The organism is Vibrio sp. LB10LO1 (genome assembly GCF_010092875.1).
Classification (GTDB): Bacteria; Pseudomonadota; Gammaproteobacteria; order Enterobacterales; family Vibrionaceae; genus Vibrio; species Vibrio campbellii.
This window is the reverse complement of the sequence record NZ_JAADJW010000014.1, coordinates 35,190-60,314: the sequence shown is the minus strand read 5'-3', so window position 1 is coordinate 60,314 and position 25,125 is coordinate 35,190. Positions and strand designations below refer to the sequence as shown.

Below are 25,125 nucleotides of genomic sequence, written 5' to 3'. Positions count from 1 at the left end.
TGCTTCACAAATTAAATCGTGAAGACTTGGTAATCTTTTAGCTCGGGGATCTTCTTCAGCAGATCTTGTTCTTCAACCGCCATATCATCCAGAGATTCACACAAGTCTTCCGCTTGTTTTTCTACATCTTCCGAGTGTTCCGCTAAGCGTTCTTGAACCTTAGCTTGCAGTTCGGTCATGCTTTCAGACAGTGCGGTTAAGTTCAAGCCGCCGTCTTCTTTCATCTTGGCAGACAACGCATCAAATGCGCTGGTTAGGAATTCTTTGTTAAAGATTTCTTGTGCTTTTTCGAAGTCTTGTGACCATGATTCAGTCATCGAATCAAAGCTATCAGCAGGTAGAATAAAATCACCGTCTTTGTAGTAACGGGCTTCTACATCGGCAAAGAAGTCTTTTACTGCGACTTTCACGTTATCAAATGAATCTGGTGCATCAAGGCTAACCGCGATGTCATCTATAATGTCGTTTGCCAATGCTAAGCCATCACTTGCCAACTGTTTTGCTTGCGGAATGTAAGCATTCATCTTCTCGCGGTAATTCTCGATTGCCGCTTTCTGATCATCATCAAGCTCGATCAGCTCGCCTTTGATAAACAGGTTATTGTCTTCGTCGACAACCGCTTTTTCACCATTGGTATGCACGATTTCTAAGTTCTGACCATCCATACGAACTTCGTTGTTAATATCGACGCGACACTGGGCTGCATAGCCACTGGCGCTGATGGTCAACAATGAGAGTGTGAGCAGTTTCTTCATTACTTTCTCTTTTTTCATGGTTATTCTGTTTAACTATAACAAGCAACTATGGATAAGATGTCAGCAAACCGTCACGACTTCATAACAAGTTGTTTTATCGCCAATTTTCACATCAATGTCTTCCCCTTCTTCTTTGCCGACCAAAGCACAACCAAGGGGGGATTTCGGCGTGAGAACAAACACTTCTTTGCCTTGCCATTCAACGGTCAGTCCACCGGAGCAAGGGCCAATAAAGAAGGCTTTTTCAACATCGTTCTCGTCGACTAATTCCACATAAGCACCAACCGCGATACGTGCATCGACAAAATCACGCAACACAAGAGTGCGGTACTGGCGAAGCTCTTCTTCACTCTCTTGTACACGCATTGCTTGCCCGTGTGCCAGATACGATGCCTCAAGTGCTAATGTGTCGTACTTGTGCTCAGGTACGGTCTCTTCATCCGTCGCAGCGTCAATGGCTCTTTGCGTCGAGGCGTGAGCAACGTGCAGTTTGTCTTCGAGTTGTTGAATGATTATTTGGACTAAATCGGCTTTGTTCATACTTTTAGGACGCGCGTTAGGCACTCAGGGTGTGTTAATGTAATCCAGTTTATCATCAAACCAAGGTTTCCCTATTATGCAAAGTGACTCGCTTCAGCAAACGCTTCAATCCGTGTTCGGGTTTGACTCATTAAGATCCGGCCAACAACCGGTGATTGAAGCAGTAATGAACGGACACTCAGCCGCAGCCATCTTCCCAACTGGCTCAGGGAAATCGCTTTGCTACCAACTTCCTGCTACTCAGTTACCACATCTGACATTAGTGATTTCACCGCTTCTTGCGTTGATGAAAGACCAGCTTAGCTTTTTACAAAGCAAAGGCATTGCTGCGGCATCTATCGACAGCAGCCAAAGCCGTGAAGAAACACAGCAGGTGATGGCTGGCGTGAAGAATGGACATATCAAGATTTTAATGATCTCGGTAGAGCGACTCAAGAACGAACGTTTTCGCGAATTTATTCGTCAAATTCCGCTTTCTCTCATGGTAGTCGACGAGGCGCACTGTATTTCGGAATGGGGTCACAACTTCCGTCCTGACTACCTTAAACTGCCGCAATACCAGCGTGAACTGAATATCCCTCAAACCCTCTTGCTGACCGCAACCGCTACGCCTGCGGTTATCAAAGATATGCAAAGTAAGTTTGATATCGCTGGCGAGAACATTACGGTTACTGGTTTCTATCGCTCTAATCTCGATATTTCGGTGGTGCCTTGCGAGGAAGAAAATAAGCAAACACAGCTGAATGACATCATTGCTGCGGCCCCTAAACTGCCGAGTATCGTGTACGTAACTCAGCAGCAAACCGCGGAGCAAGTAGCCAGCTCATTAATTCGTTTAGGCATCAATGCTCACGCTTATCATGCGGGTATGAAGAGCGATATTCGAGAGAAAATCCAACAGCAGTTTATGGACTCGCAAATCGACTGTATTGTCGCCACAATCGCGTTTGGTATGGGGGTAGATAAATCCGATATTCGTCGTGTTATTCACTTCGATTTACCGAAATCTATCGAAAATTACGCACAAGAAATCGGGCGCGCTGGACGAGATGGGCAGCGTTCGGAGTGTATTCTTCTGGGGAATACCTCTGGCTTAACAGTATTAGAGAACTTTGTTTACGGTGACACACCAGAGCCAAGCTCAATCAATTATGTATTAGAACAAATTCGCGAGAACATGCCTCAGTGGGAAGTGATGGCGCTGCGCTTATCTCGCGATAGCAATATTCGCCAACTGCCACTGAAGACCTTATTGGTTTACTTAGAGCTGGCAAAAGTGATTGAAGCCAAATACAGCTATTTCGCGGAATATCGCTTCAAGTTCTTACAAGACCAGTCTTTCATCCTCAATCAGTTCCAAGGTGAACGACGTCAGTTTGTTGAAGCTATTTTTGCTTGTTCAACCAAAGCGAAAGTTTGGTGCCAAGTGGATTTAGAAGCCTTGTGGATGAACTATCAATCTGAGCGTAGCCGCGTGGTTGCGGCGCTTGATTACTTCCACCAAAACGGTTGGATTGAATTAGAAAGCAAGCAACTCACGGATGTGTATTCGGTTCTCCCTGCGACTCAAAATCAAGAAGTGATTTCTCAGCATTTGGTTGAGCTGTTCCAATCCAAAGAACAGAAAGACATTGAACGAATTCATACTATGTTGGATCTGTTCCAATCATCGGACTGCTTGAGCCATCAATTAGCGCATTACTTTGCTGATCACAATGCACCAGCGCAATGTGGTCACTGCTCAGTTTGTCGTGGACAAGTCGCATCGTTCCCTCAGCCACAACAAGAGCAACCTGAGTTGACTCACCTATCCGCTTGGGTTGATGAGTTTGTTCAGCTTTCACCAACGGCGATTAGCAATGCCGCCGTAGCTCGCTTCCTGTGTGGGATCAGCACGCCAATCATTGCTCAGCTTAAAGCTAGCAAACTGCGAGGCTATGGCTCAATGGCGAATGTCTCTTTTGAACAGGTTCTAAAGCAGGTTGAGTTAGCACGAGCTTAGAAGAAGCTCAATTGGCGTGCTTGTTGTTCAGGCTTGAGCATCACACTCAAACCTAACAGCCTTATTTCTCGGCCGTTTTGGCGCTTAAGAATATCTCTCAGCAGCACTTTGAAATCTTCAAGCTCCAGCTGAGGGTGAATGTGCTCAATCGTTGTAAGTTGAAAGTCAGCAAACTTGAGCTTGATACCCTGCTTAATGATCGATTTATCCGGACTGGCTTTCTCTAAACGTCTCTCTAGTTCAGGGAAGAGCTTATCTTCAATCACCTGCCAGCACTCATCATAAGTAGCAATGTTTTCGCTAAACGTACGCTCTACCCCAACCGATTTACGTTCGCGTTCCACCACCACTTCGCGGTCATCAATACCATGGCTGCGCTTCCACAATGAAGCGCCTTGGCGCCCAAATTGGCGCAACAACTCACGGTAATCACTGTTTTTGATATCTTCACACAGGTAGAAGCCAGCTTGGTGCAGCTTCTCCAAACTCACTTTGCCAACACCTGGGATCTTTTCCAAAGGCAATTTATCGACTACCTCTTGGACTTTATCGGGTGGAATCACAAACTGGCCATTGGGCTTGTTCATGTCTGAAGCAACTTTGGCAAGAAACTTAATTGGCGCAATACCTGCCGATGCCGTTAGCCCCAACTCCGTATGTATGTCGCGACGAATCGATTCTGCGATTAGGGTGGCAGAGCCTCGACAGGCAGTGGAGTCCGTTACATCAAGGTATGCCTCATCAAGGGACAGCGGCTCAATGAGCTGAGTGTATCGTTCGAAGATAGCTCGGATCTGTTGAGAAACTTGCTTGTACACATGCATTCGCCCTGGAACGACAAGTAAGTTAGGGCAAAGCTGGAGCGCACGCGCTGTTGGCATTGCACTGCGCACACCAAACTTACGCGCTTCATAGTTGCACGTACTGATCACGCCTCGCTGCTTCTCATGGCCACCTACAGCAAGCGCAACACCACGATAGCTCGGGTTATCACGCATCTCTACCGCGGCATAAAAGCAATCCATATCCACGTGAATAATTTTTCTGACTCGCTCAATCACGTTTTGCACACAAAAGCACTGTTTAAAAAAACAGTATAGCGATAAATAGACACATTGGAAATAGTGTTATCTGGAGTCAGAGATCAAGAATTTTTCATGGCATTCAAATTGCAGATCATTATTATTGATACCTATAACACTAAAGTTGATTTATACACAAAAGTAGGGAAACTTTTTGAGTAACAAAATACTGGTCGTCGAAGACAGCCGTGCCTTTAAAAACTACTTACAACAGCTGTTAAACCAAGCAGGTTATGAGGTACTCACGGCAGAAAACTATGCTGAAGCCCAATCGATTTTAGCAACTCAACCAGAATTGCTTTGTGCCGTTCTCGACTATTGCCTGCCCGACGCACAAGATGGCGAAATCATCGACTTGGTACTTTCTCATCAGCAAAAAGTCATTGTGCTGACGGCTATGTTTCAAGATGATGCTCGCGAAAAAATGTTGGCCAAAGGTGTACTCGATTACATCTTAAAGGACAGCATGGCATCGGTATCCTACCTGCTTCCACTCCTCAAACGATTAACGAATAATCAGCACCATAAGTGTTTGGTGGTCGATGATTCAATGACGGTTCGTCGCCATGTGGTGCAACTACTAGAGCACCAATACATACAAACACTACAAGCTGAAAATGGCCAGCAAGCCATTGAGCTTATCGAGCAGAATCCAGATATCACATTGGTGCTGACTGATCACGATATGCCAGTAAAAGACGGCATTACCATGATTCGCGAGCTACGCCAGAAACTAGATAAGAACCAACTTGCTATTCTTGGTATCTCAGGCAGTGACGATCACACAATGACTGCTCGCTTTCTTAAAGCAGGTGCGAATGACTTTCTATATAAGCCTTTCAATCAAGAAGAGTTCTTCTGCCGAGTTCATCAAATCTTGGACATGAAGGAAGCTACAACAGAACTGTTTAGAATGGCGAACCAAGATGCTCTCACGGGCTTGTGGAATCGACGTTTCTTGTTTGGGCAAGCGTGTAGCGGCTGCGAAAAGCGCAACATCGCGATGTTAGATATCGACTTTTTCAAGAAGGTCAACGATAACTACGGGCATGATGGGGGTGATGCTGCACTTGTGATGGTGGCGAATATCTTGAAGATCTATTTCCCAGACGATGTAATTGCTCGCTTTGGCGGGGAAGAGTTCTGTATTCAAGCCTGTGGCAGTTATGACGACTTCGTCATTCGATTAGAGCAGATGCGCCAACGTGTTGAAAAAACACCAGTCCCTTACCAGAACGATAGCATCCAAGTAACCATAAGTATTGGTGTATCGAGTGTTGAAGGAAACCTTGATCAACAGATTAAAGTGGCTGATGACCGTTTATATCAAGCGAAAGAAAGTGGTCGAAACCAGACTGTCTACCAATAGCGCCCTGTTTCTCGATTACAAAAAACAAAACCCAGTCGCTGGCTGGGTTTTTTCATTCTGACTATAGATCAATTAAGCAATACGGTCTTTTTCCCACGCAGCTAGCTTTTCAGCGCGCAGTGCTTCACGTGCTTCACGCTTCTTACGTGCATCACATGGTTCTGGGCAGTTACATACCTTCTCGATACCTACTGCACCAAGACCACCACAGCTACCTTTTACAACCTTCTTTTGGAAGATGTAACCTACTGCCATCGCTGCAATCACCGCAACAAAGACAGCAAAAGTAATTAGAAATGTACTCATAAGGACATGCTCACTTCTGTTGTTATTTCTTCATGAACGGCTTGTATGCTTCCGAAGCCAGCTCTTTAAAACCATCATCCGTTTTCACAACCATGAAAACAGGAATGTTATTTTCATTCGCGATTTCCATGCCTTTGTCTTCACCTAGAACCATAAGGCCAGTTGCAAGACCATCAGCCGTCATCGACGATTTATCCAGTACCGTTACAGACACCACTTTATGATGGATTGGTTTGCCTGTTTGCGGATTGATGATGTGAGAGTATCGCACACCATTGCTCTCAAAGTAATTACGATAGTCACCACTTGTTGCAATTGCCATGTCGCCAGGCTCAATAATTTCTTGAATTGAGCGCTCATCAACAGTCGGCTTTTCAATGGCAATACGCCATGGCACACCTTCACGGTTAATGCCTTTCAAACGCATTTCACCGCCAACTTCTACCATGTAGTTGTGAATGCCTTGTGATTGTAGGTAATCCGCAACCACATCAACACCCCAACCTTTTGCGATAGTCGATAGGTCAACGTACAAGTTTGGAATGTCTTTCGACATTTTATTGCCTTCAACCGAAAGGTGGTGAATACCAGTGTTTGCTTTACGAGCTGCTAACTCTTCATCTGTCGGAACCACATCTGGACGCGCTTCTGGACCAAAGCCCCAAAGATTCACTAGTGGACCAACGGTTACGTCTAGTGCGCCTAGAGTAAGACCGTTCAAGCGAATCGCTTCTTTCACTACCGTTGCCGTTTGCGGTGATACTTCAAATGGCTCACTGGTCTGGTGTTGGTTAAAACGGCTAAGCTCTGAATCTTCACGGTAAGTCGACATCTGATCGTTCACTTCTTCAAGTAGGCGATCGATTTCTGTTTGCAAAACTTCAGGCGATGGCAGGCCATCTTGCTCGATGTATTTAATGTTGTATGTGGTACCCATTGTTGGGCCACTTAAATGAACTTGATCTGCAGGCTGTTCACAACCAGCTAGAACCAATAGAGAAGCGAATGCAACAAGCCACTTTTTCACTTGTTTACTCCTATTGTCGTTAAATTGATATGGAAAATGGGTTCTCTCAAGACAAACCGATTTCCTATAGCAACTGTTGAATATGGTTTTTATTTCTACAAAAAATAATGGCTAGCTCTTAGAGAGCTAGCCATAGATTCAATCACTTGGGGGATTAACCACCGAAGTCATCTAGAAGGATGTTTTCATCCTCTACACCTAGATCTTTCAGCATGCCGATTACAGCAGCGTTCATCATAGGTGGACCACACATGTAGTATTCACAGTCTTCTGGCGCTTCGTGATCACGTAGGTAGTTCTCGTAAAGAACATTGTGAATGAAGCCAGTGTAACCATCCCAGTTATCTTCTGGCATAGGGTCAGACAGTGCACAGTGCCATACGAAGTTGTCGTTGTCAGCCGCTAGGCCATCAAAGTCTTCTACGTAGAACATTTCGCGCTTAGAACGCGCACCGTACCAGAATGACATCTTACGCTTAGAGTGCAGACGTTTTAGCTGGTCGAAGATATGAGAACGCATTGGAGCCATACCTGCACCACCACCAACGAATACCATTTCAGCGTCAGTGTCTTTCGCGAAGAACTCACCAAATGGACCAGAAATCGTACACTTGTCGCCTTCTTTTAGAGACCAGATGAACGATGACATGATGCCAGGTGGTACGTCTGGGTTGTTAGGCGGCGGCGTAGCGATACGCACGTTAAGCATGATGATACCGTGCTCCTCTGGGTAGTTAGCCATAGAGTATGCGCGGATCGTTTCTTCGTTTACCTTAGACTCGTAGCGGAACAGGTTAAACTTGTCCCAATCTTCACGGTATTCTTCAGGTACATCGAAATCAGCGTATTTAACGTGGTGAGCTGGCGCTTCAATCTGGATGTAACCACCAGCACGGAAAGGTACTGATTCGCCATCTGGGATTTGTAGCTTAAGCTCTTTGATGAATGTTGCTTTGTTATCGTTTGAGATAACTGTACATTCCCACTTCTTAACGCCGAAGATTTCTTCAGGAAGTTCGATGTCCATGTCAGTTTTCATTGCAACCTGACACGCTAGACGCTCACCTTCACGCGCTTCACCTTTAGTAATGTGGTCAAGCTCGGTAGGTAGGATGTCACCACCACCTGATTTAACTTTTACGCGACACTGACCACAAGAGCCACCGCCACCACAAGCAGAAGATACGAATACGCCAGCGCCCGCTAGCGCAGATAGTAGCTTACCACCTGGTTGTGTAACGATCGCCAGTGATGGGTCATCGTTCACAGAAATTGTAATGTCACCTGTTGGTACAAGCTTAGACTTAGCGAAAAGAATCACTAGTACTAGCGCAAGTACGATCAGAGTAAACATCACTACACCAAGAATAATGTCCATTGACTATTCCTTAATTGTTGCGGTTTACCCGACTTACAGTTGAACACCAGAGAAAGACATAAAGCCTAACGCCATTAGACCTACAGTGATGAACGTGATACCAAGACCACGTAGACCAGGAGGTACATCTGAGTACTTCATCTTCTCACGGATACCTGCAAGAGCGACGATCGCTAGCATCCAGCCCACACCAGAACCGAAACCGTAAACGATAGATTCAGCAAAGTTGTAGTCACGTTGTACCATGAAAGATACACCACCGAAGATCGCACAGTTTACTGTGATCAGCGGTAGGAAGATGCCAAGCGCGTTGTACAAAGGTGGGAAGAAACGGTCAAGAACCATCTCTAGAATCTGTACAAGTGCCGCAATTACACCGATAAAGGTGATGAAGTTTAGGAAGCTAAGGTCTACGCCCTCAACTAACGCGTTCTCTTTCAGAACTAGGTTGTAAACTAGGTTGTTCACAGGAACCGCGATAGTTAGTACTACCACAACTGCAACACCCAGACCGAAAGAGGTCTTAACTTTCTTAGATACGGCAAGGAAAGTACACATACCTAGGAAGAAAGACAGTGCCATGTTTTCGATGAAAATCGATTTAACTAGCAGACTGATGTAATGTTCCATGACGCCCTTACTCCTTCGCTTCTACTTGTTCTGGCTTCAGAATACGGATTACCCAGATCAGGAAGCCGATTAGGAAGAATGCAGATGGTGCTAGTAGCATTAGACCGTTTGGCTGGTACCAACCACCGTTGCTCACTAGTGGTAGAACTTCCATACCGAATAGCTTGCCTGAACCAAATAGTTCACGGAAGAAGCCTACAGTGATAAGAACGAAGCCGTAACCTAGACCGTTACCGATACCGTCGATTAGCGATGGTACTGGTGCAGATTTCATTGCGAATGCTTCAGCACGACCCATTACGATACAGTTCGTGATGATAAGACCTACGAATACAGATAGCTGTTTAGAGATATCGTATAGGTAAGCTTTAAGCACTTGGTCTACCACGATTACTAGCGATGCGATGATTGCCATCTGAACGATGATACGCACACTGTTAGGAATGTGGTTACGGATCAGAGAAACAGAGAAGTTAGACAGTGCAGTTACGAAAGTTACCGCTAGCGTCATTACAAATGCTGTTTCTAGTTTAGTTGTTACTGCAAGAGCAGAACATACACCAAGAACCTGCAGCGCGATCGGGTTGTTGTCCAACACCGGCGCCATAATGCTCTTTTTAATGTTTTGTGCGCTAGACATTAGTTCAGACCTCCGTCACGAACTTTTGCTAGGAAAGGACCAAAGCCCATGTCACCTAACCAGAAGTCAAATGTACCTTGAACACCGTTACCAGTTAGTGTCGCACCAGATAGGCCGTCAACGCCGTGTTCAGAACCTTCTGGAGCACCACCTTTAACAATCTTGATTGCTGGTTTGTGGTTCTCGTCGAATAGTTTCTTACCAACGAATTGAGCACGCCATGCTGGGTTTTCTACTTCACCACCAAGTCCAGGAGTTTCACCTTGCTCGTAGTAAGTAATACCAGACACAGTGTTACCGTCAGTTTCAACCGCAACGAATGCGTACATCATTGACCATAGGCCGTTACCGTGAACTGGGATGATAACTTTAGAAATGTCATCACCGTTTTTCACTAGGTAAACAATACCTGTGTTAGCACGACGTAGGATCTTAGCTTTGTCTTCATCAGCCGTTAGCTTGATAGACTCTGCTGGATCTTTCGCTGCTTTACGTTGGTCGTAGTTAGCTGCTGTAGAGCCGTCTTCAGCCTTCTCTACAAAATCACCAGTTTTGAAGTCAACTAGACGAGGTTCGATGTACTCAGCAAAAAGCTCAGGAACTTTCTTACCTTCAGCGTCGATACCCGCAACTTCTACAATCTTTGATTGCTTATCTAGTACAGCGTTAGCTTTTTGCTGGTCACGCAGACCTACTGCTGCTGTTGAAACGATGATTGAACAAACAAGGCTCAACCCGACAACAACACCCAGCGTCTTTTTAATGCTGTCGTTATTACTTGCCATAGCGTGCTAGTCTCCGCTTGATGTTCTTCTCGATAACTACATGGTCGAACAGAGGTGCGAATAGGTTCGCGAATAGAATCGCCAGCATCATACCTTCTGGGTAAGCTGGGTTAACTACACGGATCATCACACACATTGCACCGATTAGGATGCCGTACCACCATTTACCGCCATTGGTAAATGAAGCTGATACTGGGTCTGTTGCCATGAAGAACATACCGAATGCAAAACCACCTAGTACTAGGTGCCAGTGCCATGGCATGTTGAACATTGGGTTGGTGTCAGAACCGATCACGTTGAATAGTGTCGATACTGCAATCATACCGATCATTACACCTGCGATGATGCGCCATGAAGCGATTCGCATGTAAACGATCATCGCTGCACCGATCATTAGAGCAAGCGTTGATACTTCACCAATTGAGCCAGGGATGTTACCGATGAATGCATCCATCCAAGTGATAGGAGCGCCAGTGATGTTGTTGATCAACGCGCCGCTACCGCCGTGAGCCCATTGGCTAAGAGCAGTTGCACCAGAGAAGCCGTCAGCCGCAGTCCATACTACGTCACCCGAGATTTGCGCTGGGTAAGCGAAGAATAGGAAAGCACGACCTGCAAGAGCAGGGTTCAGGAAGTTACGACCTGTACCACCGAAGATCTCTTTAGCTACAACAACACCAAATGTGATACCTAGTGCCGCTTGCCATAGAGGTAGCGTTGGTGGAACGATAAGTGCGAATAGAATAGAAGTTACAAAGAAACCTTCGTTAACTTCGTGCTTACGCACCATACAGAAAAGTACTTCCCAGAAACCACCAACAATAAATACTGTTGCGTAGATTGGTAGGAAGTAAGTCGCACCCAGTAGCATCTTACTGCCAACGCCCGCTTCTGCACCGATGGTGCCGCCAAGCATTTCTGTTAGCCAGTAGTGCCAGTTACCTGCGATAACTGTCGCTAGTTGATCACCAGCGTACATGTGGTTAAGTGCTGCAATAGCTTGGCCACCCGCGTTGTACATACCCCAGAACATTGCTGGGAATACTGCGAACCAAACCATGATCATGATACGTTTTAGGTCAACGCTATCACGAACGTGCGAGCTACGTTTTGTTACTAGACCTGGCGTGTAGAATAGTGTTGCTGCTGCTTCGTACAGAGCAAACCACTTTTCGTGCTTACCGCCTGGTTCAAAATGATGCTCGATATCCTCAATGAATTTCTTAAGCATGGATTACCCTTCCTTCACGATGGTATCTAGGCATTCACGAAGTAGCTGACCGTACTCGTATTTACCAGGACATACAAAGGTACACAATGCTAGATCTTCTTCATCCAGTTCAAGCGCACCCAGTGTTTGAGCACTGTCTGTATCGCCTGCACATAGATCACGAAGTAGCAAAGTCGGTTCCATATCAAGCGGCATTACGCGCTCGTAGTTGCCGATTGGAACCATTGCACGGTCACTACCGTTAGTCGTTGTTGTCATGTTGAACAACTGACCTTTGAAGATGTGACCAAGGAAAGATTTCGTGATTGAGAACTTGTTTTTACCGGGTGTAGCCCAGCCAAACAGTTCTTTGTCACGACCTTCGCGTAACACAGAAACTTGTTGGTGGTAACGACCTAGGTAGGCATGTGGACCAGACGCTTGAGTACCAGAAAGTACCGAGCCTGAAATCACACGAACTTCACCAGGCATCAACTCACTGTCAGTTAGGTCTTCAAGAGAAGCACCTACAACTGTACGAAGAAGACGTGGGTTGTTCACAACAGGACCAGCTAGAGACACAACACGATCAGTGTAAAGCTCACCCGTTAGGAAAAGCTGACCGAACGCGATAACGTCTTGGTAGTTGATGCTCCATGCCACATTTTCTGCATTCACTGGGTATAGGAAATGCATGTGGGTGCCAGCAAGACCTGCTGGGTGAGGGCCATCGAAGACGTGTTCTTCTACGTTTGACTGAGAAGAGCGTGGCAAGCTAGTGCCAGACTTACATACGTAAACCTTGCCTTCTGTCAGGGCTGAAAGAATGTCTAGACCTGCAACGAATGCTTCTTGTTGTTCATTGATGATCAACTCAGGCTGTGCTGCTAGTGGATTAGTATCCATCGCAGTTACGAAAATAGCCTTAGTAGCAGACTCGATTGCTGGAACCTTGCTGAACGGACGAGTACGTAAAGCGGTCCAAAGGCCAGATTCAACCAATTGAGTCTTGATCACTTCGCGATCTAGACCTGCTAGTTGAGCTGCTTCGAACTTATCAAACGTAACCTGCTCTTCGCCTGCCACTTCAATCACTACTGATTGAAGTACACGCTTAGCGCCACGGTTAATTTCGATCACTTTACCGGCTGCTGGAGCAGTGAACTTCACGCCAGGGTTCTTTTTGTCTTCAAAAAGAACTTGCGCTTTTTTCACTTCATCGCCAACGCGGACATGCATGGTAGGACGCATGCCAACGTACTCTTCGCCAAGCAAGGCGACTTTTTTGATGGTCTTACCATCATTAATCACCTGGGATGGAGCTCCTGCGATAGGAAGATCCAAGCCCTTCTTTATTGTAATCATACGCACTTGCACTACTTTTATCGGGAAAAAGATTCTTTTGATTGCGTAACTTTTAGACACGACATCAGTGTCCGGTTTTGATGCTGTTTAAAACATCAAAATCGCAACATCCTATTAATTATCTCGTCACAAATATTAGGCGAGATTTATCAGGTGCCGTAGTCTAGCATTTTTTGGGAACTTGATGCCATGACCAATCTTAGGAAAGGAGGGTTTATTTCGGTAGAACGAGCTCTAAAAGGTTAAAGAATAGTCATAAGTTTGACCGAACGCACAAATGCCAAATCCCATATATTCGTTATGGAAATAAAACATTCATGCTTTGAAACATGCATTAATTTTCATTCATTTGTTGAAACACTGTTAACACATTTTTTAACCTTTATTTGTGCCACATTGTTGTCCCGAAAAGATGTAAAACAAAAAAAGATGGCCGAAACCATCTTTTTAAATCAGTGTTTTAATCGCTTTCTAGCGACCACCACCCATACACATAGGGCTATCTGGAGCACCATCTTGTTCTTGTTTCCACTCTTCATTGGTATAAGTGTGAATCGCCAAGGCATGGATGTGATTATCAAGCTCGTCGGCCAGTACAGTGTGTACCTGACGGTGACGTCCAATGAGGCGCTGACCAGCAAATGCATCACTGACCACAATCACTTTGAAGTGGCTCTCAGAACCCGGCGGAACATTGTGCATATAGCTCTCATTGATCACTTTCAAATAGTTAGGTTGCAGCTCACTATGCAGTTTCTTTTCTATGATTTCTTGGATCATATTCAGTCCTCATCAATACTAATCAGGTAAGTATATACTCTAGTTCAGCAAATGAAATCAACGAAACGTCCCTGCTCCCTCTTTCACAATCCACACTGTTCGCTAAAAGCCTGTGAAAATCAGTAAATTTGACAGCTTTTTGTATCTTGAGCCTTCATCATTTGCGACAATAATCACTAATTTCCAAATCGACTTACGTTTAGTTATGAAAACCGAATTAGACCTTCACGATCGTAGCCTCACGCTGCATCGTTTCCCAAAGCGATCCAACGAAACTCTTCAAGCATGGGATGCGGGTGATGAGTACCTTATCAATCACGTAGAAGAAATGGCGTTGCCAGATAATCAAAATATCGTAGTTATTAATGATAACTTCGGTGCGTTGGCATGCTGGTTTTCAGACAAGCACAATGTGACGTTGATGAGTGACTCTTTCATCTCACACAAGGGTGCGCAACAAAACCTTGCAGACAACCAATGCAATCAAGTGTCTTTTCTCTCGACGATGGATGACATTCCAGAGAATACAGACTTAGTTTTGATGCAACTGCCAAAAAGTAACCGCCATCTAGTTTGGTTACTCAGTCAACTGCGTAAAGCGTTGCCAGCATCCTGCCCTATTGTTGCGGTCAACAAAGCGAAAGAGATCCATACGTCGACACTCAAACTGTTTGAGAAGTACTTAGGCGAGACTAAAACCTCTCTAGCGTGGAAAAAGCATCGTTTAGTATTCTCAACTGCCAATGCTCAACCAGTCATAGATGTCGACCCAATGACGATTTGGGGCATTGAAGGTGAGAGTATTCAACTGAAAAATCTGCCAAATGTATACTCAGGCGAAAGCTTGGATCTCGGCGCACGTTTTATGCTGCAACACCTTCCTCAAGATCCAACGTTGAAACACGTCATCGACCTTGGCTGTGGTAATGGTGTGCTGTCAGTAAAAATGGGGCAATTAAATCCTCAAGCTCGTTTAACCAGCGTGGATGAAAGCTTTATGGCTATCGAGTCAGCAAAACAAAACTTGCTCGATAACCTAGGCGACGCCCGCGATATTCAATGCATTGCGAACAACTGCTTAGATGGTTTCACCCCAGACTGTGCAGACATGGTGATGTGCAACCCACCGTTCCATCAGCAGCAAGCGATCACTGACCACATTGCGTGGCAAATGTTCTGCGATGCGAAACAAATACTGAACCAAGGCGGTAAGTTATTGGTCATAGGTAACCGTCACCTTGGTTACGATGCGAAGCTGAAACGTCTGTTTGGCGACAAAAATGTGAAATTAGTCACTTCTAACAATAAGTTCGTGATTTTACAGGCAACGAAAAATCCTGCTAAATTAGGCGCCAAGCAATAAAGTCCTGACTTTAGCAATATGTTTAAAAGGAATAATAAGATGAAAAAACTGGTACTCGCGGCTTCGGTTGCCTTGCTTGCTGCATGTTCGGCGCCACAACAACCTCAACTGAACCTGATGCCTGAGACGACGCTAAGCACGAACCCGATCGTACAAGGCAAGAGCTACAGTCTAACCAGTAAAGACGTACGTGCGGCTCAGTATGTTGCTCTTGTCGATAACGGTCGTTCAAATATTTTGCCTCTTCACGCGAAACAAAACCTACGTATTTCTCTTGAAGAAGCATTAGAGAAGCAATTCTCTTCTCAAGGTTTCCATTCAGATCTGAACAGCGACAACTCGATTGAGCTTGAAGTGCAAGAAGCGTTGGTAAACGTGAAGCACTCTGTAATGGAAAACGAGATGGATGCAAAAGTCGTTCTAGAAATTACCGCAGAAACTCCGCAAGGCAAGCTTGTTAAGACCTATACTGGTACTGCTAAACGTTCAGGCACACTAAGCGCTTCAGACTCTGATATTGAGCAAACTCTTAATGATGTTGTTGCTCTAACTCTAAAAGAGATCGCGAATGACCCTGAACTTCGCCAATACATGCAGGAGCGATTCTAATGCTACGTAAAGCTATTCTTTCTCTCGCACTTCTGAGCTGCAGCGTTTTTGCTGGTCCTAAAGTGGCGTTTGAAACTACGTTAGGTAACTTCACCGTAGAGTTAAATGAAGAAAAAGCACCCGTTACGGTCGCGAACTTCCTTAAATATGTGGAAGATGGTAGCTACGAAGGTACGATTTTCCATCGCGTGATTCCTGGCTTTATGGCGCAAGGTGGTGGCTTTAACCAAGACATGCAAATGGTTAAGACCTACGCACCAATCAAAAACGAAGGGAATAACGGTTTGAACAATGACCGTGCCACTATTGCAATGGCGCGTACCAATGCTCCTGATTCGGCAACACGTCAGTTCTTCGTAAACTTGGTCGACAATGACTTCTTAAACTACGGTTCTCGCCCACCGGGTTATGCAGTATTTGGTGAAGTCACCGAAGGCTTCGATGTCATTCAAAAAATGGCGGCTCAGCCAACCAAATCCATCGGTCGCATGCGCGATGTCCCAGAGACACAAATCGTCATCACCAAAGCAACACTACTCAAGTAGCCCAAATCATAAGCCCTTTGAATATTCGAAGGGCTTTCTCTTTTAGTGGCTCTATTTTAACGGATTGATTTATGTCTTCATTACCTTCCATCACTTGGTTGGAAACGGTAAAAAGTTACCTCGATAAACGCTTACTTTGGGTTTTCATGCTTGGCTGCTCAAGTGGCTTCCCCTGGGTGCTTATTGGTTCAAACATGTCAGGCTGGCTAAAAGATGCTGGTTTGACGTTATCGGCAATCGGCTATTTTGGTAGCGTATTTGCTGTTTATGCGATCAACTTTTTATGGGCGCCATTGGTCGATCGCGTCAAACTGCCTGTGTTGCACCGCTTACTTGGACAACGTCGTAGCTGGATTTTCCTATGCCAGAGTATCGTGCTTGTTGCTACTCTGTTTATTGCCGGTGTGAACCCCGCTGAAAACCTGATTTTCACATCACTTCTCGCATTGTGTATTGCCACAGCCTCAGCGACACAGGATATTGCGATTGATGCGTTCCGTATTGATACCTTTCCTAAGACGGAAGAATCGAAACTTCCGCAAGCTTCTGCTATGGCGGTGATTGGTTGGTGGACGGGTTATTCACTACCAGGCTATTTAGCGTTCATTAATGCCGATGGCATAGGCTGGAATGGTGTCTATTACGGCATGGCTTTTATCGTTGTGCTCTTGATGATTTTCACTCTTTTAGTGGGTGAACCAAAAACACAACGTGAACAACTGCAGTTGGAAGCAGAGCAACGTCATAAAGAAGTCGTGGGCTCCAAACTGGTGGCTTGGTTTACCGTTACCGTTGTGGAACCTTTCTTGGACTTCTTCAATCGTAATGGCGTTCGTGTTGCCATCACGCTTTTGTTATTTGTTTTCCTATTCAAAATTGGCGAGGCGTTCTTGGGACGCATGTCGATTGCCTTCTATAAGGAGATAGGTTTTAGCAATGAACAAATTGGCTACTACTCGAAACTGATTGGCTGGGGCGCAACCATGCTGTTCACCTTTGTTGGCAGCATGTTTAACGTTAAGTTTGGTATTGTGCGCGGCCTGATGATTGGTGGTATCGCTATGGCAGCGAGCAACTTGATGTTTGCTTGGATTGCGAAAGTCGGCCCGAATGAGCATCTGTTCTTAGCGACGATCATTGTCGATAACTTCACAACCGCTTTCTCGACCGTCGCTTTTGTTTCGTTCTTGACGATCCTGACTGGACAAGCATTCTCTGCAACTCAGTACGCTTTGTTAGCCTCGCTGGGCAACTTTGGACGGACTACCCTAGCTTCGTTCAGTGGCGAATTAGTTGATTATCTGAATGACTGGACGACTTTCTTTGTGATTACTGCGGTAATGGTCGTTCCGAGTTTGATCATGCTTTATTCATTGCGACATTACTTCACTGAGTTGCTAGAAAAAGCGAGACAGAGAAACTAAGAAAAGAAATGAAAAACAAAAACCACCGCGATGCGGTGGTTTTTTTGTTTCAGATCCTGGATGCTCGTTAAGGGTACATACCTTTACCAAACATATTGAAGATTCTCGCCACACCTTGAGTAAACATCATCGGCTCGGTGAGTACCGTTAAACATAAACAATCTTCACCAGGCTTGGTGAATGGACTGTGCTTGACAGAGGAATCCCTCACCAATAAGTCTCCAGCTTCATAATGACCGTCTTCATCACTAAAACCGCCATGCAGAACAAGTGTCGACTCTGACCCTTTGTGTGTATGCTGAGGTATGCGCACGTCTTCGCTAATGTACATCAGATTTACTCGCGCATCTTCCCCTAGTTCGATTTGTGCACTGAAAACCTTACCACCGTAGCTCTTCCATTCTCCGACAAGATCAGAGAAGCGACTTAACGTTTTAGGTAATTTAAAATCTTTACCCGCAACGGCGACACTGACAACGTCATTGATAATGACAGTATCTGGCTTCGTTTCTGCAGTGACGATGTCGTTAAGCATAGTGTCAAATTCAGCGTTGTAATCCCAAGATACGTCACTAACTTCGAACGTTGCTTGCTCGGCTTCCATTTCATTTACATACGCTCGGCATTTCGGACAAGTCTCTAAGTGCGTGGCAACCACCAGACCAGAAACTGCATCAATATTGCCCGAGGCGTATGCCTCTAACAAGTTGTTGTCTGGGTGTTTGTTCATAATTGCTCCGTATGCATTGAATGCCTTAGTTTTTCTACCGCTAGCCTTAACCGGGATTTCACGGTTCCCAGAGGTATGTCAAACAGTTCAGCGACTTGCTGATGTGGTAGCTCTTCCAAGTACACTGCCTGTAACACATCCCTTTGGTTTTTTGGCAGTATGTCTAAGAATTTGACAACCTGTTCTTTGAGCATGTCTTGCTCTGGTGAATAATGGTCGACCAAATCAGGCGGATAGTAATCTGATGGCCAAATGTCATCAGAATGAATATGTAGGTCTTTACCTTTCTGCTTTCTCAAAAGGTCGAAACAAAGGTTACGAATTATCGTGTATATCCATGTCGACAAGGCGCTTTTCGTTCCATCGTAAAGGTGCGCTTTTTGCCACACTGTTGCCATGGTTTCCTGCACCATTTCCATTGCCACTTGCTCGTTGCCGACATGTTTGTAGGCGAACTGTTTAAGCTTCGGTGCATAAAAACGAAATACAAAAGCAAAAGCGTCTTTGTCTCTCGCTTTCACCTTGTTCATATACTCGTTCCATTCGCTTCGCCCTAATTTTTGCGGGCTTTCACTCATCATAATCAGCCTTAATCATTGGGAGGAGTTTCCTCCTCCCCCTTAATCCTAATCGGTGATGTCATCAACAATAAGGTTGAAGCCACCGTTGTTACCGTCGTCAATGGCAACCACTTGGTACACAACGCCATTCATTACAGTTACAGGCGCAGAATCAATCGCTACTGTAGATGGGTCTCCAGCCACGGTAACTGTCACGAAATAAGAACCTTCCGCAACGTAAACGCCTTGCACACTATCTTTATACGCAAAGTCCGCTATCGCTGGATCACTTCCATCAATGCCCGCACTCGTTGTTAGGTAAATATCAACCATTTCTGCGACCGGATTAGCAGCTGCGTGCGTCACGTTTAATGTGGCACTGGTCGCTACCGCTCTACGCATGTCCTCTACAACGAGGGGCTCGATAGCAATTTCAGGACTCACTACACCTACTGCGTAGATACTGTAATCCATACCGCCTTTAACCTCTAAGCCGTCAACGTCGATGATCGGGTCGGTCGTAGTGCCGTCTACATATACGTCAATATCGTAAGCTTTAGGTGCAAGGTCTAAGTAGCCGCGAATTTCTTTGAATGCGAGGTCTGCCAATGGAGCAAAAGCCGCGCCATCCACATATACGTCCACTAATGGTGCACCATCAACGAGATGGCCGACACGCACCTCAGCTTGACTGCCCATATCTTCAATTATAGAAGAGCCTGAACCATCCAATACTAGTAGCTTCGCAGGAGAGGCACTGTTTGAGTCCGCTGTGCCTATTGCTGCAATCGTAAGATTAGCGTTGGCTGGCAGAGCGATTGTACCGGAGTCAAACGCGACTGTATCACCAACCGCTAAACGAACTTGGTAATCCCCAGCAGGAATATTCAACACGTCGGTCGACGCTTTGTATGCCAAGTTCGTTAATGGTGTTGAAGAAGCTAGGTCAGCACCTGGTGCTGTCACATACAAATCTACAGCAGGAACACCAGATGCAACGTGCACAACTTGAACATCCAAGCTGTCATCATTTGCCATTGATTCGGCGCTTCGGGTAACGATTAAAGGTTCAACAGGGTTTGGTGTACCAGAAGCATCGCCTACAACAAAGACGGTGTAATTGGTGTCAGAATCTAGGTCTAAAGATGTCTTGTCAACAACGGTCGCGACATCACCTCCAGGAAGCTGGACGTCCACTTGGACCGAGTTGGTTCCCTCTGGCAGCATCAAATATCCTGAGCCGACACCATAATCAACCCCTGTTAACGTAGCTTCGTCATTAATCCAGACATTAGCTAGGGGCGCATCTGCAGAGGCGTGCACGGCTTGTAGGTTGGTAAATTTAATTGAATCACTGTCAGAACCACACGCAGCGATCCCAAACACAGCAAGCAAAGTTACTGCGGTTTTGGTTAATCCTTTCATAATCTAGTCTCTCTTTTCGGTGGGACTTCTATCGCTTGGTTGAGAAATTCCAATGCGGGAAGGCAATCTGTCGCACCAACCAGCTTTTCAAACAAAACACTGTCGAGAGGTAAAAGCTCTAGCCACCGTTGGGTAACCCAAGACGCATCGTCATAAAAACGATGTTGATAGAGTTTTCCCAGCTGAGGGAACTGCTCGTACACGTGTGCAAGCTGCTCGCTTAGGTAAAGAAAATTTGGAGGGGTCATTGGTTCACACCAATTTTCAATCCAATCTACCTCAGCATGACGGAGACCGTCAGAATCGGCCCTTACTCGTCTGACAGTGAAGCGCTTCTCACCGACAACGGTAATGCCAAGAAGTCCATCACTCAGTCTTTCAAAATCAACGATGGTGACCAAAGTACCGATAGACGACACATTCCCTACTGCTTTTGGATCTTCCCCACTGCCGACAAGACAAACGCCAAACCCGACGTTTCTGATGCTGCATTCCTTCACCATGCGTTGATAACGTGGCTCAAAAATACGCAGATTCATCTTTCCTTCCGGCAATACAACTGAGGTTAAAGGGAATAACATGACTTCGTTCATTAAATCGTCCTCTTTGATTCAAAAACTCATACGAGCCATGTATTGGAGAGATCACTAACGATTTATGTTGGTTAATCGACTGGCTTAAAAAGTCATAAAAACGATTACGCAAACGACATGCGTCACATATTTATTGCAAATCAATGCAACAAACAAAAAGTTCCGTGAAATAAACTTATTTCGTGACGAACCTCACTAAAAACCTTCATTTTTGCATCCTTTATCACTTTCATTTGAGATTTTTATCGCTATTATTCCCGCCAATTGGAAAGCGCAGCACAGATTGCGTGTTCTGAATCATTACAAACATAGAGAGTCCCCTTATGCGTAAATCACTTTTAGCTCTTAGCCTTCTAGCGGCTACTTCAGCTCCAGTTATGGCTGCTGACTACTCAGATGGCGATATCCACAAGAACGATTACAAGTGGATGCAATTCAACCTAATGGGTGCATTCAACGAGAAAGGCTACTCTGAGTCTTCTCACGATTACCTAGAAATGGAATTTGGCGGCCGCTCTGGCATCTTCGACCTATACGGTTACGTAGATGTATTTAACCTAGCTTCAGATCCAGGCAGCGACAAAGATGGCGGCGAGAAGATCTTCATGAAGTTTGCTCCTCGTATGTCTCTAGATGCTGTAACTGGTAAAGACCTATCTTTCGGTCCAGTTCAAGAGCTTTACGTTGCGACTCTTATGGAATGGGGTGGTAACTCAGACGTTAACTCTCAGAAAATCGGTCTAGGTTCTGACGTAATGGTTCCTTGGTTAGGCAAAATCGGCCTAAACCTATACGGTACTTACGATGGCAACAAAAAAGACTGGAACGGTTTCCAAGTTTCTACTAACTGGTTCAAGCCATTCTACTTCTTCGAGAACGGTTCATTCATTTCTTACCAAGGTTACATCGATTACCAATTCGGTATGGATGATGCTGAAGGTAACAAGTTCAACACTACAGCGTCTAACGGCGGTGCAATGTTTAACGGTATCTACTGGCACTCTGACCGCTTCGCAGTGGGTTACGGCCTGAAACTATACCATGACGTATACGGCTTCAAAGACGGTGAGCCACTACCATGGGGTCACAAACCAGAATCATCTGGTGCTGGTCACTACGTAGCTGTAACTTACAAGTTCTAATTGAACCGATAAGTTCCCCAAAAATGGCGCCTCTTGGCGCCATTTTTATTTGCTTTCCTTTTTTCCCTCATTATCCTTGCAGCAAACCTTTTTAATGAGAGCGTTTGGTGAATATTCTCATCTTAGGTCCGGGAGCCGTTGGTTCACTCTGGGCGACTAAATTCAAACTTGCTGGACACAATGTCTCCTTATGGGGAAAAAGCTCAAACAGCGAGCAGTTGCTCCAACTCGATGACAATCCAGCAATCAATTTTTCTAATCAGCACATCCCTTCTGTTCAAAATGCAGATCTGATTGTTGTGACAGTAAAAGCATGGCAAGTAGAGGGAGCCATTGAGCCTCTTCTTCCCTACATCAGCGAAGACACAATCGTGATGTTACTGCACAACGGTATGGGCACTGCACCGCTACTTGAAGCAAAACTGCCTGATAACCCATTGATAGTTGCCACAACAACACACGGTGCTTACAAACCAAGTAAAGAGCAGGTTCTTCACACTGGCCAGGGGAATACTCAACTGGGTGGTTTTAATGCTAAAGGTGCTCAGTGTGAATTTCTTGCAGATGTGATGAACCACGCTTTGCCCGAGGTAAATTGGAACCCAAACATCAACACTGCGTTGTGGACCAAACTTGCGATCAACTGTGCTATCAATCCACTGACCGCAATCCATCAATGTAAGAATGGGGAGCTTGCCGCTCCGGAATTTGCCACCGAGTTGGCTAACATCACCCGCGAGTTGGTGGAGGTTATGAATAAAGAAGAGATAAAGGTCGATTTTGACTCTCTTCACACCACTATTATGCAAGTGGTTAACGCTACAGCAGCCAACTACTCTTCTATGAGGCAAGATGTTTTTCACCAACGTCTTACCGAGATAGACTTTATTACTGGTTATCTACTGCACGCCGCCGAAAAGCATCACATTAGCACGCCAGAGAATGCCAAACTCTATCAACGCATCAAACAGATTGAACAAAGCTGGACAGAACAATGAATAAAAAGATCTTAGTACCTATCGCGCCGGGCACAGAAGAAATGGAAGCGGTAACCGTTATCGACTTGATGGTTCGTGCGGGCTATGACGTAACGGTCGCAAGCGCAGATTTCGATGGTGCACTGACTATGAAAGCGTCTCGTGGCGTGACACTAACCGCGGATTGCAAGCTGGTTGATATTGCTGACGATGAGTTTGATGCAATTGTTCTGTCTGGTGGTGTTGGCGGCGCAGAAACCTTCCGTGATAGCACCATCATGATTGAGATTCTGAAACAGCATATGTACGAAGGAAAACTGGTTGCAGCGATTTGTGCAGCGCCAGCTTTGGTTTTGCAACATCACAATCTTTACCCTGAAGCCCTGATGACATGTCATCCAAGCTTCCAATCTCATATTCCTGAAGACAAATGGCGAGCTAAACGTGTCACCATGGATGTGAATCACAACCTACTGACAAGTCAGGGACCAGGAACTGCACTTGAGTTCGCGATGGAAATCATTATCAAACTTTCCGGTAAAGAACATGGATGGATGGTTGCTGAGCCGTTAGTCACTATCCCAACACTGCATTACCACGAGCTCGGTGACGAATAATGTTTGACGTAAACGCTGTACGCGAACAGTTCCCTGCCCTGAATCAAGACGTAAACCAATCGCCTTTGGTTTACCTTGATAGCGCAGCTACAACACAGAAGCCACAGTGCGTGATCGATGTGATTAGTCGTTACTACAGCGCACAAAATGCTAACGTGCACCGTGGCAGTCACAGCTTAACAGCCAACGCGACCAGCCAATTTGAAGCGGCTCGTGACACCGTTGCGAAGTTCATTGGGGCGAGCAGTTCAAAAGAAATCATTTGGACTCGAGGCGCAACTGAAGCACTAAACCTAATCGCGCAAACTTATGCTCGAAGCACACTCCAAGCGGGTGATGAAATCCTGATCAGTGAAATGGAACATCACGCCAACATCGTGCCTTGGCAAATTGTCGCAGAGCAAACGGGCGCGAAAATCGTTAAAGTTCCGATGACCTCCAATTGCCAGTTCAATATCGATGCATTTGAAGCACTGTTATCGGAGCGCTGTAAAATCGTAGCGTGTGCCCAAATCACCAATGTGACGGGCTCTCGTCAGCCTATTGAGAAAATCATCGCCATGGCACATGCGGTAGGCGCGGTTATTGTTGTTGATGGTGCACAAGGTATTGTTCATGAGCAGTTGAACTTAGCAGAGCTCGATGTCGACTTTTATGTCTTCTCTGGCCACAAGTTGTATGCACCCGCTGGGATTGGCGTGCTGTATGGCAAGCTTGAACTTTTAGAAGCAATGCCACCATGGCACGGCGGCGGCAAAATGGTCGAAAGAGTCTCGTTTGAGAAAACCACTTTCTCTGCCTTGCCGGGTAAGTTTGAAGCGGGAACACCAAACGTCGCCGGCGCAATTGCGCTAGCAAAAGCTATCGATTGGTACCAAGGCTTTAACCAAACCGAAGTAGAGGCACATCTGCATTCTCTGCAAGACAAAGCTTACCAAGCACTGACTCATCTGGACGACATTCAAATCCTCGGTTATCAGCCGAACGCTTCAGTGCTTACTTTTGTGATGGACGGCGTTCACCACCAAGACATTGCTACACTGCTTGATCAACAAGGTATCGCTGTTCGTGCAGGGCATCACTGTGCTCACCCTCTGATGGATGCGCTCAACGTCAAAGGCACGGTGCGCGTTTCTTTTGGTATCTACAATACGTTAGAAGATGTTGAGAAGCTGATTGCAGCAGTAGAGAAAGCGGTCGATATGCTTTAACAATAAAAATACCACTGTAGATATATAGAAAAAGGGTTGAAACCGTTTGGCTTCAACCCT

The 25,125-nt window shown here is 45.5% G+C and carries 26 protein-coding genes; 10 read left to right on the top strand and 16 right to left on the bottom strand.

Features of this window, described 5'->3' with window-relative positions:
- Nucleotides 1-11: 11 nt before the first annotated feature.
- Nucleotides 12-755: a YggN family protein gene (locus tag GXP65_RS12285; RefSeq protein WP_050904966.1), complete on the bottom strand. Its 744-nt coding sequence runs from the start codon at nucleotides 753-755 to the stop codon at nucleotides 12-14.
- 60 nt (nucleotides 756-815) lie between these two features.
- Entirely contained in the window at nucleotides 816-1,295 is a 480-nt protein-coding gene (locus tag GXP65_RS12280; RefSeq protein ID WP_012128713.1) for a GreA/GreB family elongation factor, read from the bottom strand.
- A gap of 76 nt (nucleotides 1,296-1,371) precedes the next feature.
- On the opposite strand from GXP65_RS12280, the gene GXP65_RS12275 reads away from it, so the two are divergent.
- Nucleotides 1,372-3,297: a RecQ family ATP-dependent DNA helicase gene (locus GXP65_RS12275; RefSeq protein WP_162092936.1), complete on the top strand. Its 1,926-nt coding sequence runs from the start codon at nucleotides 1,372-1,374 to the stop codon at nucleotides 3,295-3,297.
- On the opposite strand, the gene dinB is transcribed toward GXP65_RS12275, so the two are convergent.
- The gene (dinB, locus tag GXP65_RS12270) at nucleotides 3,294-4,322 is read right to left on the bottom strand and encodes a DNA polymerase IV (RefSeq protein WP_045369612.1); all 1,029 of its coding nucleotides are present in this window, start codon (nucleotides 4,320-4,322) and stop codon (nucleotides 3,294-3,296) included. The two genes, GXP65_RS12275 and dinB, sit on opposite strands and share 4 nt — an antisense overlap.
- Before the next feature lie 211 nt (nucleotides 4,323-4,533).
- Here dinB and GXP65_RS12265 point away from each other — a divergent pair, with 211 nt between their 5' ends.
- Nucleotides 4,534-5,748, top strand: a complete 1,215-nt coding sequence (locus GXP65_RS12265) for a diguanylate cyclase (RefSeq protein ID WP_162092935.1) — start codon at nucleotides 4,534-4,536, stop codon at nucleotides 5,746-5,748.
- Between the two features lie 72 nt (nucleotides 5,749-5,820).
- On the opposite strand, the gene nqrM is transcribed toward GXP65_RS12265, so the two are convergent.
- The 9 genes from nqrM to bolA form a co-directional block, all read right to left on the bottom strand.
- Nucleotides 5,821-6,054 carry a (Na+)-NQR maturation NqrM gene (gene nqrM / locus GXP65_RS12260; protein WP_005427386.1) on the bottom strand — a complete coding sequence of 78 codons (234 nt, stop codon included), beginning with the start codon at nucleotides 6,052-6,054 and terminating at the stop codon, nucleotides 5,821-5,823.
- Nucleotides 6,055-6,076: 22 nt separating this feature from the next.
- Nucleotides 6,077-7,081 carry an FAD:protein FMN transferase gene (locus GXP65_RS12255; RefSeq protein WP_162092934.1) on the bottom strand — a complete coding sequence of 335 codons (1,005 nt, stop codon included), beginning with the start codon at nucleotides 7,079-7,081 and terminating at the stop codon, nucleotides 6,077-6,079.
- Between the two features lie 154 nt (nucleotides 7,082-7,235).
- The gene (gene nqrF / locus GXP65_RS12250; protein ID WP_005436653.1) at nucleotides 7,236-8,459 is read right to left on the bottom strand and encodes an NADH:ubiquinone reductase (Na(+)-transporting) subunit F; all 1,224 of its coding nucleotides are present in this window, start codon (nucleotides 8,457-8,459) and stop codon (nucleotides 7,236-7,238) included.
- A gap of 33 nt (nucleotides 8,460-8,492) precedes the next feature.
- On the bottom strand, nucleotides 8,493-9,089 hold the full coding sequence (gene nqrE, locus GXP65_RS12245; protein WP_005427385.1) for an NADH:ubiquinone reductase (Na(+)-transporting) subunit E: 597 nt from the start codon (nucleotides 9,087-9,089) through the stop codon (nucleotides 8,493-8,495).
- Nucleotides 9,090-9,096: 7 nt separating this feature from the next.
- Nucleotides 9,097-9,729, bottom strand: coding sequence for an NADH:ubiquinone reductase (Na(+)-transporting) subunit D (locus GXP65_RS12240; protein WP_012128720.1), 633 nt, complete (start codon nucleotides 9,727-9,729; stop codon nucleotides 9,097-9,099).
- Nucleotides 9,729-10,514: a Na(+)-translocating NADH-quinone reductase subunit C gene (locus GXP65_RS12235; RefSeq protein ID WP_005427293.1), complete on the bottom strand. Its 786-nt coding sequence runs from the start codon at nucleotides 10,512-10,514 to the stop codon at nucleotides 9,729-9,731. Before GXP65_RS12235 ends, GXP65_RS12240 begins: the two co-directional genes overlap by 1 nt.
- The gene (locus GXP65_RS12230) at nucleotides 10,504-11,745 is read right to left on the bottom strand and encodes an NADH:ubiquinone reductase (Na(+)-transporting) subunit B (RefSeq protein ID WP_005427308.1); all 1,242 of its coding nucleotides are present in this window, start codon (nucleotides 11,743-11,745) and stop codon (nucleotides 10,504-10,506) included. The genes GXP65_RS12235 and GXP65_RS12230 overlap by 11 nt, the downstream gene beginning before the upstream one ends.
- 3 nt (nucleotides 11,746-11,748) lie before the next feature.
- Entirely contained in the window at nucleotides 11,749-13,089 is a 1,341-nt protein-coding gene (locus tag GXP65_RS12225; protein WP_038891887.1) for a Na(+)-translocating NADH-quinone reductase subunit A, read from the bottom strand.
- Between the two features lie 471 nt (nucleotides 13,090-13,560).
- Nucleotides 13,561-13,869 (bottom strand): transcriptional regulator BolA, encoded by a 309-nt coding sequence (gene bolA / locus GXP65_RS12220; RefSeq protein WP_005427328.1) that lies wholly within the window; start codon nucleotides 13,867-13,869, stop codon nucleotides 13,561-13,563.
- Between the two features lie 205 nt (nucleotides 13,870-14,074).
- On the opposite strand from bolA, the gene GXP65_RS12215 reads away from it, so the two are divergent.
- The 4 genes from GXP65_RS12215 (at nucleotide 14,075) to GXP65_RS12200 (ending at nucleotide 17,810) form a co-directional block, all read left to right on the top strand.
- A complete protein-coding gene (locus GXP65_RS12215; RefSeq protein ID WP_162092933.1) occupies nucleotides 14,075-15,232 on the top strand; it encodes a methyltransferase in 1,158 nt (385 codons plus the stop codon).
- Between the two features lie 39 nt (nucleotides 15,233-15,271).
- The gene (locus tag GXP65_RS12210) at nucleotides 15,272-15,841 is read left to right on the top strand and encodes a YajG family lipoprotein (protein ID WP_010649970.1); all 570 of its coding nucleotides are present in this window, start codon (nucleotides 15,272-15,274) and stop codon (nucleotides 15,839-15,841) included.
- On the top strand, nucleotides 15,841-16,386 hold the full coding sequence (locus tag GXP65_RS12205; protein ID WP_005427297.1) for a peptidylprolyl isomerase: 546 nt from the start codon (nucleotides 15,841-15,843) through the stop codon (nucleotides 16,384-16,386). The genes GXP65_RS12210 and GXP65_RS12205 overlap by 1 nt, the downstream gene beginning before the upstream one ends.
- Before the next feature lie 71 nt (nucleotides 16,387-16,457).
- The gene (locus GXP65_RS12200) at nucleotides 16,458-17,810 is read left to right on the top strand and encodes an MFS transporter (RefSeq protein WP_038891891.1); all 1,353 of its coding nucleotides are present in this window, start codon (nucleotides 16,458-16,460) and stop codon (nucleotides 17,808-17,810) included.
- Between the two features lie 67 nt (nucleotides 17,811-17,877).
- On the opposite strand, the gene GXP65_RS12195 is transcribed toward GXP65_RS12200, so the two are convergent.
- The 4 genes from GXP65_RS12195 to GXP65_RS12180 are packed head-to-tail and all read right to left on the bottom strand — an operon-like array spanning nucleotide 17,878 to nucleotide 21,118.
- Nucleotides 17,878-18,540, bottom strand: a complete 663-nt coding sequence (locus GXP65_RS12195) for a ChrR family anti-sigma-E factor (protein ID WP_038891892.1) — start codon at nucleotides 18,538-18,540, stop codon at nucleotides 17,878-17,880.
- Nucleotides 18,537-19,121 carry an RNA polymerase sigma factor gene (locus GXP65_RS12190; RefSeq protein WP_005427300.1) on the bottom strand — a complete coding sequence of 195 codons (585 nt, stop codon included), beginning with the start codon at nucleotides 19,119-19,121 and terminating at the stop codon, nucleotides 18,537-18,539. Before GXP65_RS12190 ends, GXP65_RS12195 begins: the two co-directional genes overlap by 4 nt.
- 45 nt (nucleotides 19,122-19,166) lie before the next feature.
- Nucleotides 19,167-20,525: a DUF4397 domain-containing protein gene (locus GXP65_RS12185; protein WP_162092932.1), complete on the bottom strand. Its 1,359-nt coding sequence runs from the start codon at nucleotides 20,523-20,525 to the stop codon at nucleotides 19,167-19,169.
- The gene (locus GXP65_RS12180; protein ID WP_162092931.1) at nucleotides 20,522-21,118 is read right to left on the bottom strand and encodes an LON peptidase substrate-binding domain-containing protein; all 597 of its coding nucleotides are present in this window, start codon (nucleotides 21,116-21,118) and stop codon (nucleotides 20,522-20,524) included. The genes GXP65_RS12185 and GXP65_RS12180 overlap by 4 nt, the downstream gene beginning before the upstream one ends.
- A gap of 323 nt (nucleotides 21,119-21,441) precedes the next feature.
- Here GXP65_RS12180 and GXP65_RS12175 point away from each other — a divergent pair, with 323 nt between their 5' ends.
- From GXP65_RS12175 to csdA, 4 genes are all read left to right on the top strand, one after another.
- A complete protein-coding gene (locus tag GXP65_RS12175; protein ID WP_005436622.1) occupies nucleotides 21,442-22,260 on the top strand; it encodes an outer membrane protein OmpK in 819 nt (272 codons plus the stop codon).
- Between the two features lie 107 nt (nucleotides 22,261-22,367).
- The gene (panE, locus tag GXP65_RS12170) at nucleotides 22,368-23,258 is read left to right on the top strand and encodes a 2-dehydropantoate 2-reductase (RefSeq protein ID WP_162092930.1); all 891 of its coding nucleotides are present in this window, start codon (nucleotides 22,368-22,370) and stop codon (nucleotides 23,256-23,258) included.
- Entirely contained in the window at nucleotides 23,255-23,854 is a 600-nt protein-coding gene (locus GXP65_RS12165) for a DJ-1 family glyoxalase III (RefSeq protein ID WP_038885195.1), read from the top strand. The genes panE and GXP65_RS12165 overlap by 4 nt, the downstream gene beginning before the upstream one ends.
- A complete protein-coding gene (gene csdA / locus GXP65_RS12160; RefSeq protein ID WP_162092929.1) occupies nucleotides 23,854-25,065 on the top strand; it encodes a cysteine desulfurase CsdA in 1,212 nt (403 codons plus the stop codon). Before GXP65_RS12165 ends, csdA begins: the two co-directional genes overlap by 1 nt.
- The last annotated feature ends 60 nt before the right edge of the window (nucleotides 25,066-25,125 follow it).

Coding starts and splice junctions, on each gene's coding strand:
- GXP65_RS12285 (WP_050904966.1), bottom strand. CDS start 755: ATGAAGAAACTGCTCACACTCTCATTGTTGACCATCAGCGCCAGTGGC.
- GXP65_RS12280 (WP_012128713.1), bottom strand. CDS start 1,295: ATGAACAAAGCCGATTTAGTCCAAATAATCATTCAACAACTCGAAGAC.
- GXP65_RS12275 (WP_162092936.1), top strand. CDS start 1,372: ATGCAAAGTGACTCGCTTCAGCAAACGCTTCAATCCGTGTTCGGGTTT.
- dinB (WP_045369612.1), bottom strand. CDS start 4,322: ATGGATTGCTTTTATGCCGCGGTAGAGATGCGTGATAACCCGAGCTAT.
- nqrM (WP_005427386.1), bottom strand. CDS start 6,054: ATGAGTACATTTCTAATTACTTTTGCTGTCTTTGTTGCGGTGATTGCA.
- nqrF (WP_005436653.1), bottom strand. CDS start 8,459: ATGGACATTATTCTTGGTGTAGTGATGTTTACTCTGATCGTACTTGCG.
- nqrE (WP_005427385.1), bottom strand. CDS start 9,089: ATGGAACATTACATCAGTCTGCTAGTTAAATCGATTTTCATCGAAAAC.
- GXP65_RS12240 (WP_012128720.1), bottom strand. CDS start 9,729: ATGTCTAGCGCACAAAACATTAAAAAGAGCATTATGGCGCCGGTGTTG.
- GXP65_RS12235 (WP_005427293.1), bottom strand. CDS start 10,514: ATGGCAAGTAATAACGACAGCATTAAAAAGACGCTGGGTGTTGTTGTC.
- GXP65_RS12230 (WP_005427308.1), bottom strand. CDS start 11,745: ATGCTTAAGAAATTCATTGAGGATATCGAGCATCATTTTGAACCAGGC.
- GXP65_RS12225 (WP_038891887.1), bottom strand. CDS start 13,089: ATGATTACAATAAAGAAGGGCTTGGATCTTCCTATCGCAGGAGCTCCA.
- bolA (WP_005427328.1), bottom strand. CDS start 13,869: ATGATCCAAGAAATCATAGAAAAGAAACTGCATAGTGAGCTGCAACCT.
- GXP65_RS12215 (WP_162092933.1), top strand. CDS start 14,075: ATGAAAACCGAATTAGACCTTCACGATCGTAGCCTCACGCTGCATCGT.
- GXP65_RS12210 (WP_010649970.1), top strand. CDS start 15,272: ATGAAAAAACTGGTACTCGCGGCTTCGGTTGCCTTGCTTGCTGCATGT.
- GXP65_RS12205 (WP_005427297.1), top strand. CDS start 15,841: ATGCTACGTAAAGCTATTCTTTCTCTCGCACTTCTGAGCTGCAGCGTT.
- GXP65_RS12200 (WP_038891891.1), top strand. CDS start 16,458: ATGTCTTCATTACCTTCCATCACTTGGTTGGAAACGGTAAAAAGTTAC.
- GXP65_RS12195 (WP_038891892.1), bottom strand. CDS start 18,540: ATGAACAAACACCCAGACAACAACTTGTTAGAGGCATACGCCTCGGGC.
- GXP65_RS12190 (WP_005427300.1), bottom strand. CDS start 19,121: ATGATGAGTGAAAGCCCGCAAAAATTAGGGCGAAGCGAATGGAACGAG.
- GXP65_RS12185 (WP_162092932.1), bottom strand. CDS start 20,525: ATGAAAGGATTAACCAAAACCGCAGTAACTTTGCTTGCTGTGTTTGGG.
- GXP65_RS12180 (WP_162092931.1), bottom strand. CDS start 21,118: ATGAACGAAGTCATGTTATTCCCTTTAACCTCAGTTGTATTGCCGGAA.
- GXP65_RS12175 (WP_005436622.1), top strand. CDS start 21,442: ATGCGTAAATCACTTTTAGCTCTTAGCCTTCTAGCGGCTACTTCAGCT.
- GXP65_RS12165 (WP_038885195.1), top strand. CDS start 23,255: ATGAATAAAAAGATCTTAGTACCTATCGCGCCGGGCACAGAAGAAATG.
- csdA (WP_162092929.1), top strand. CDS start 23,854: ATGTTTGACGTAAACGCTGTACGCGAACAGTTCCCTGCCCTGAATCAA.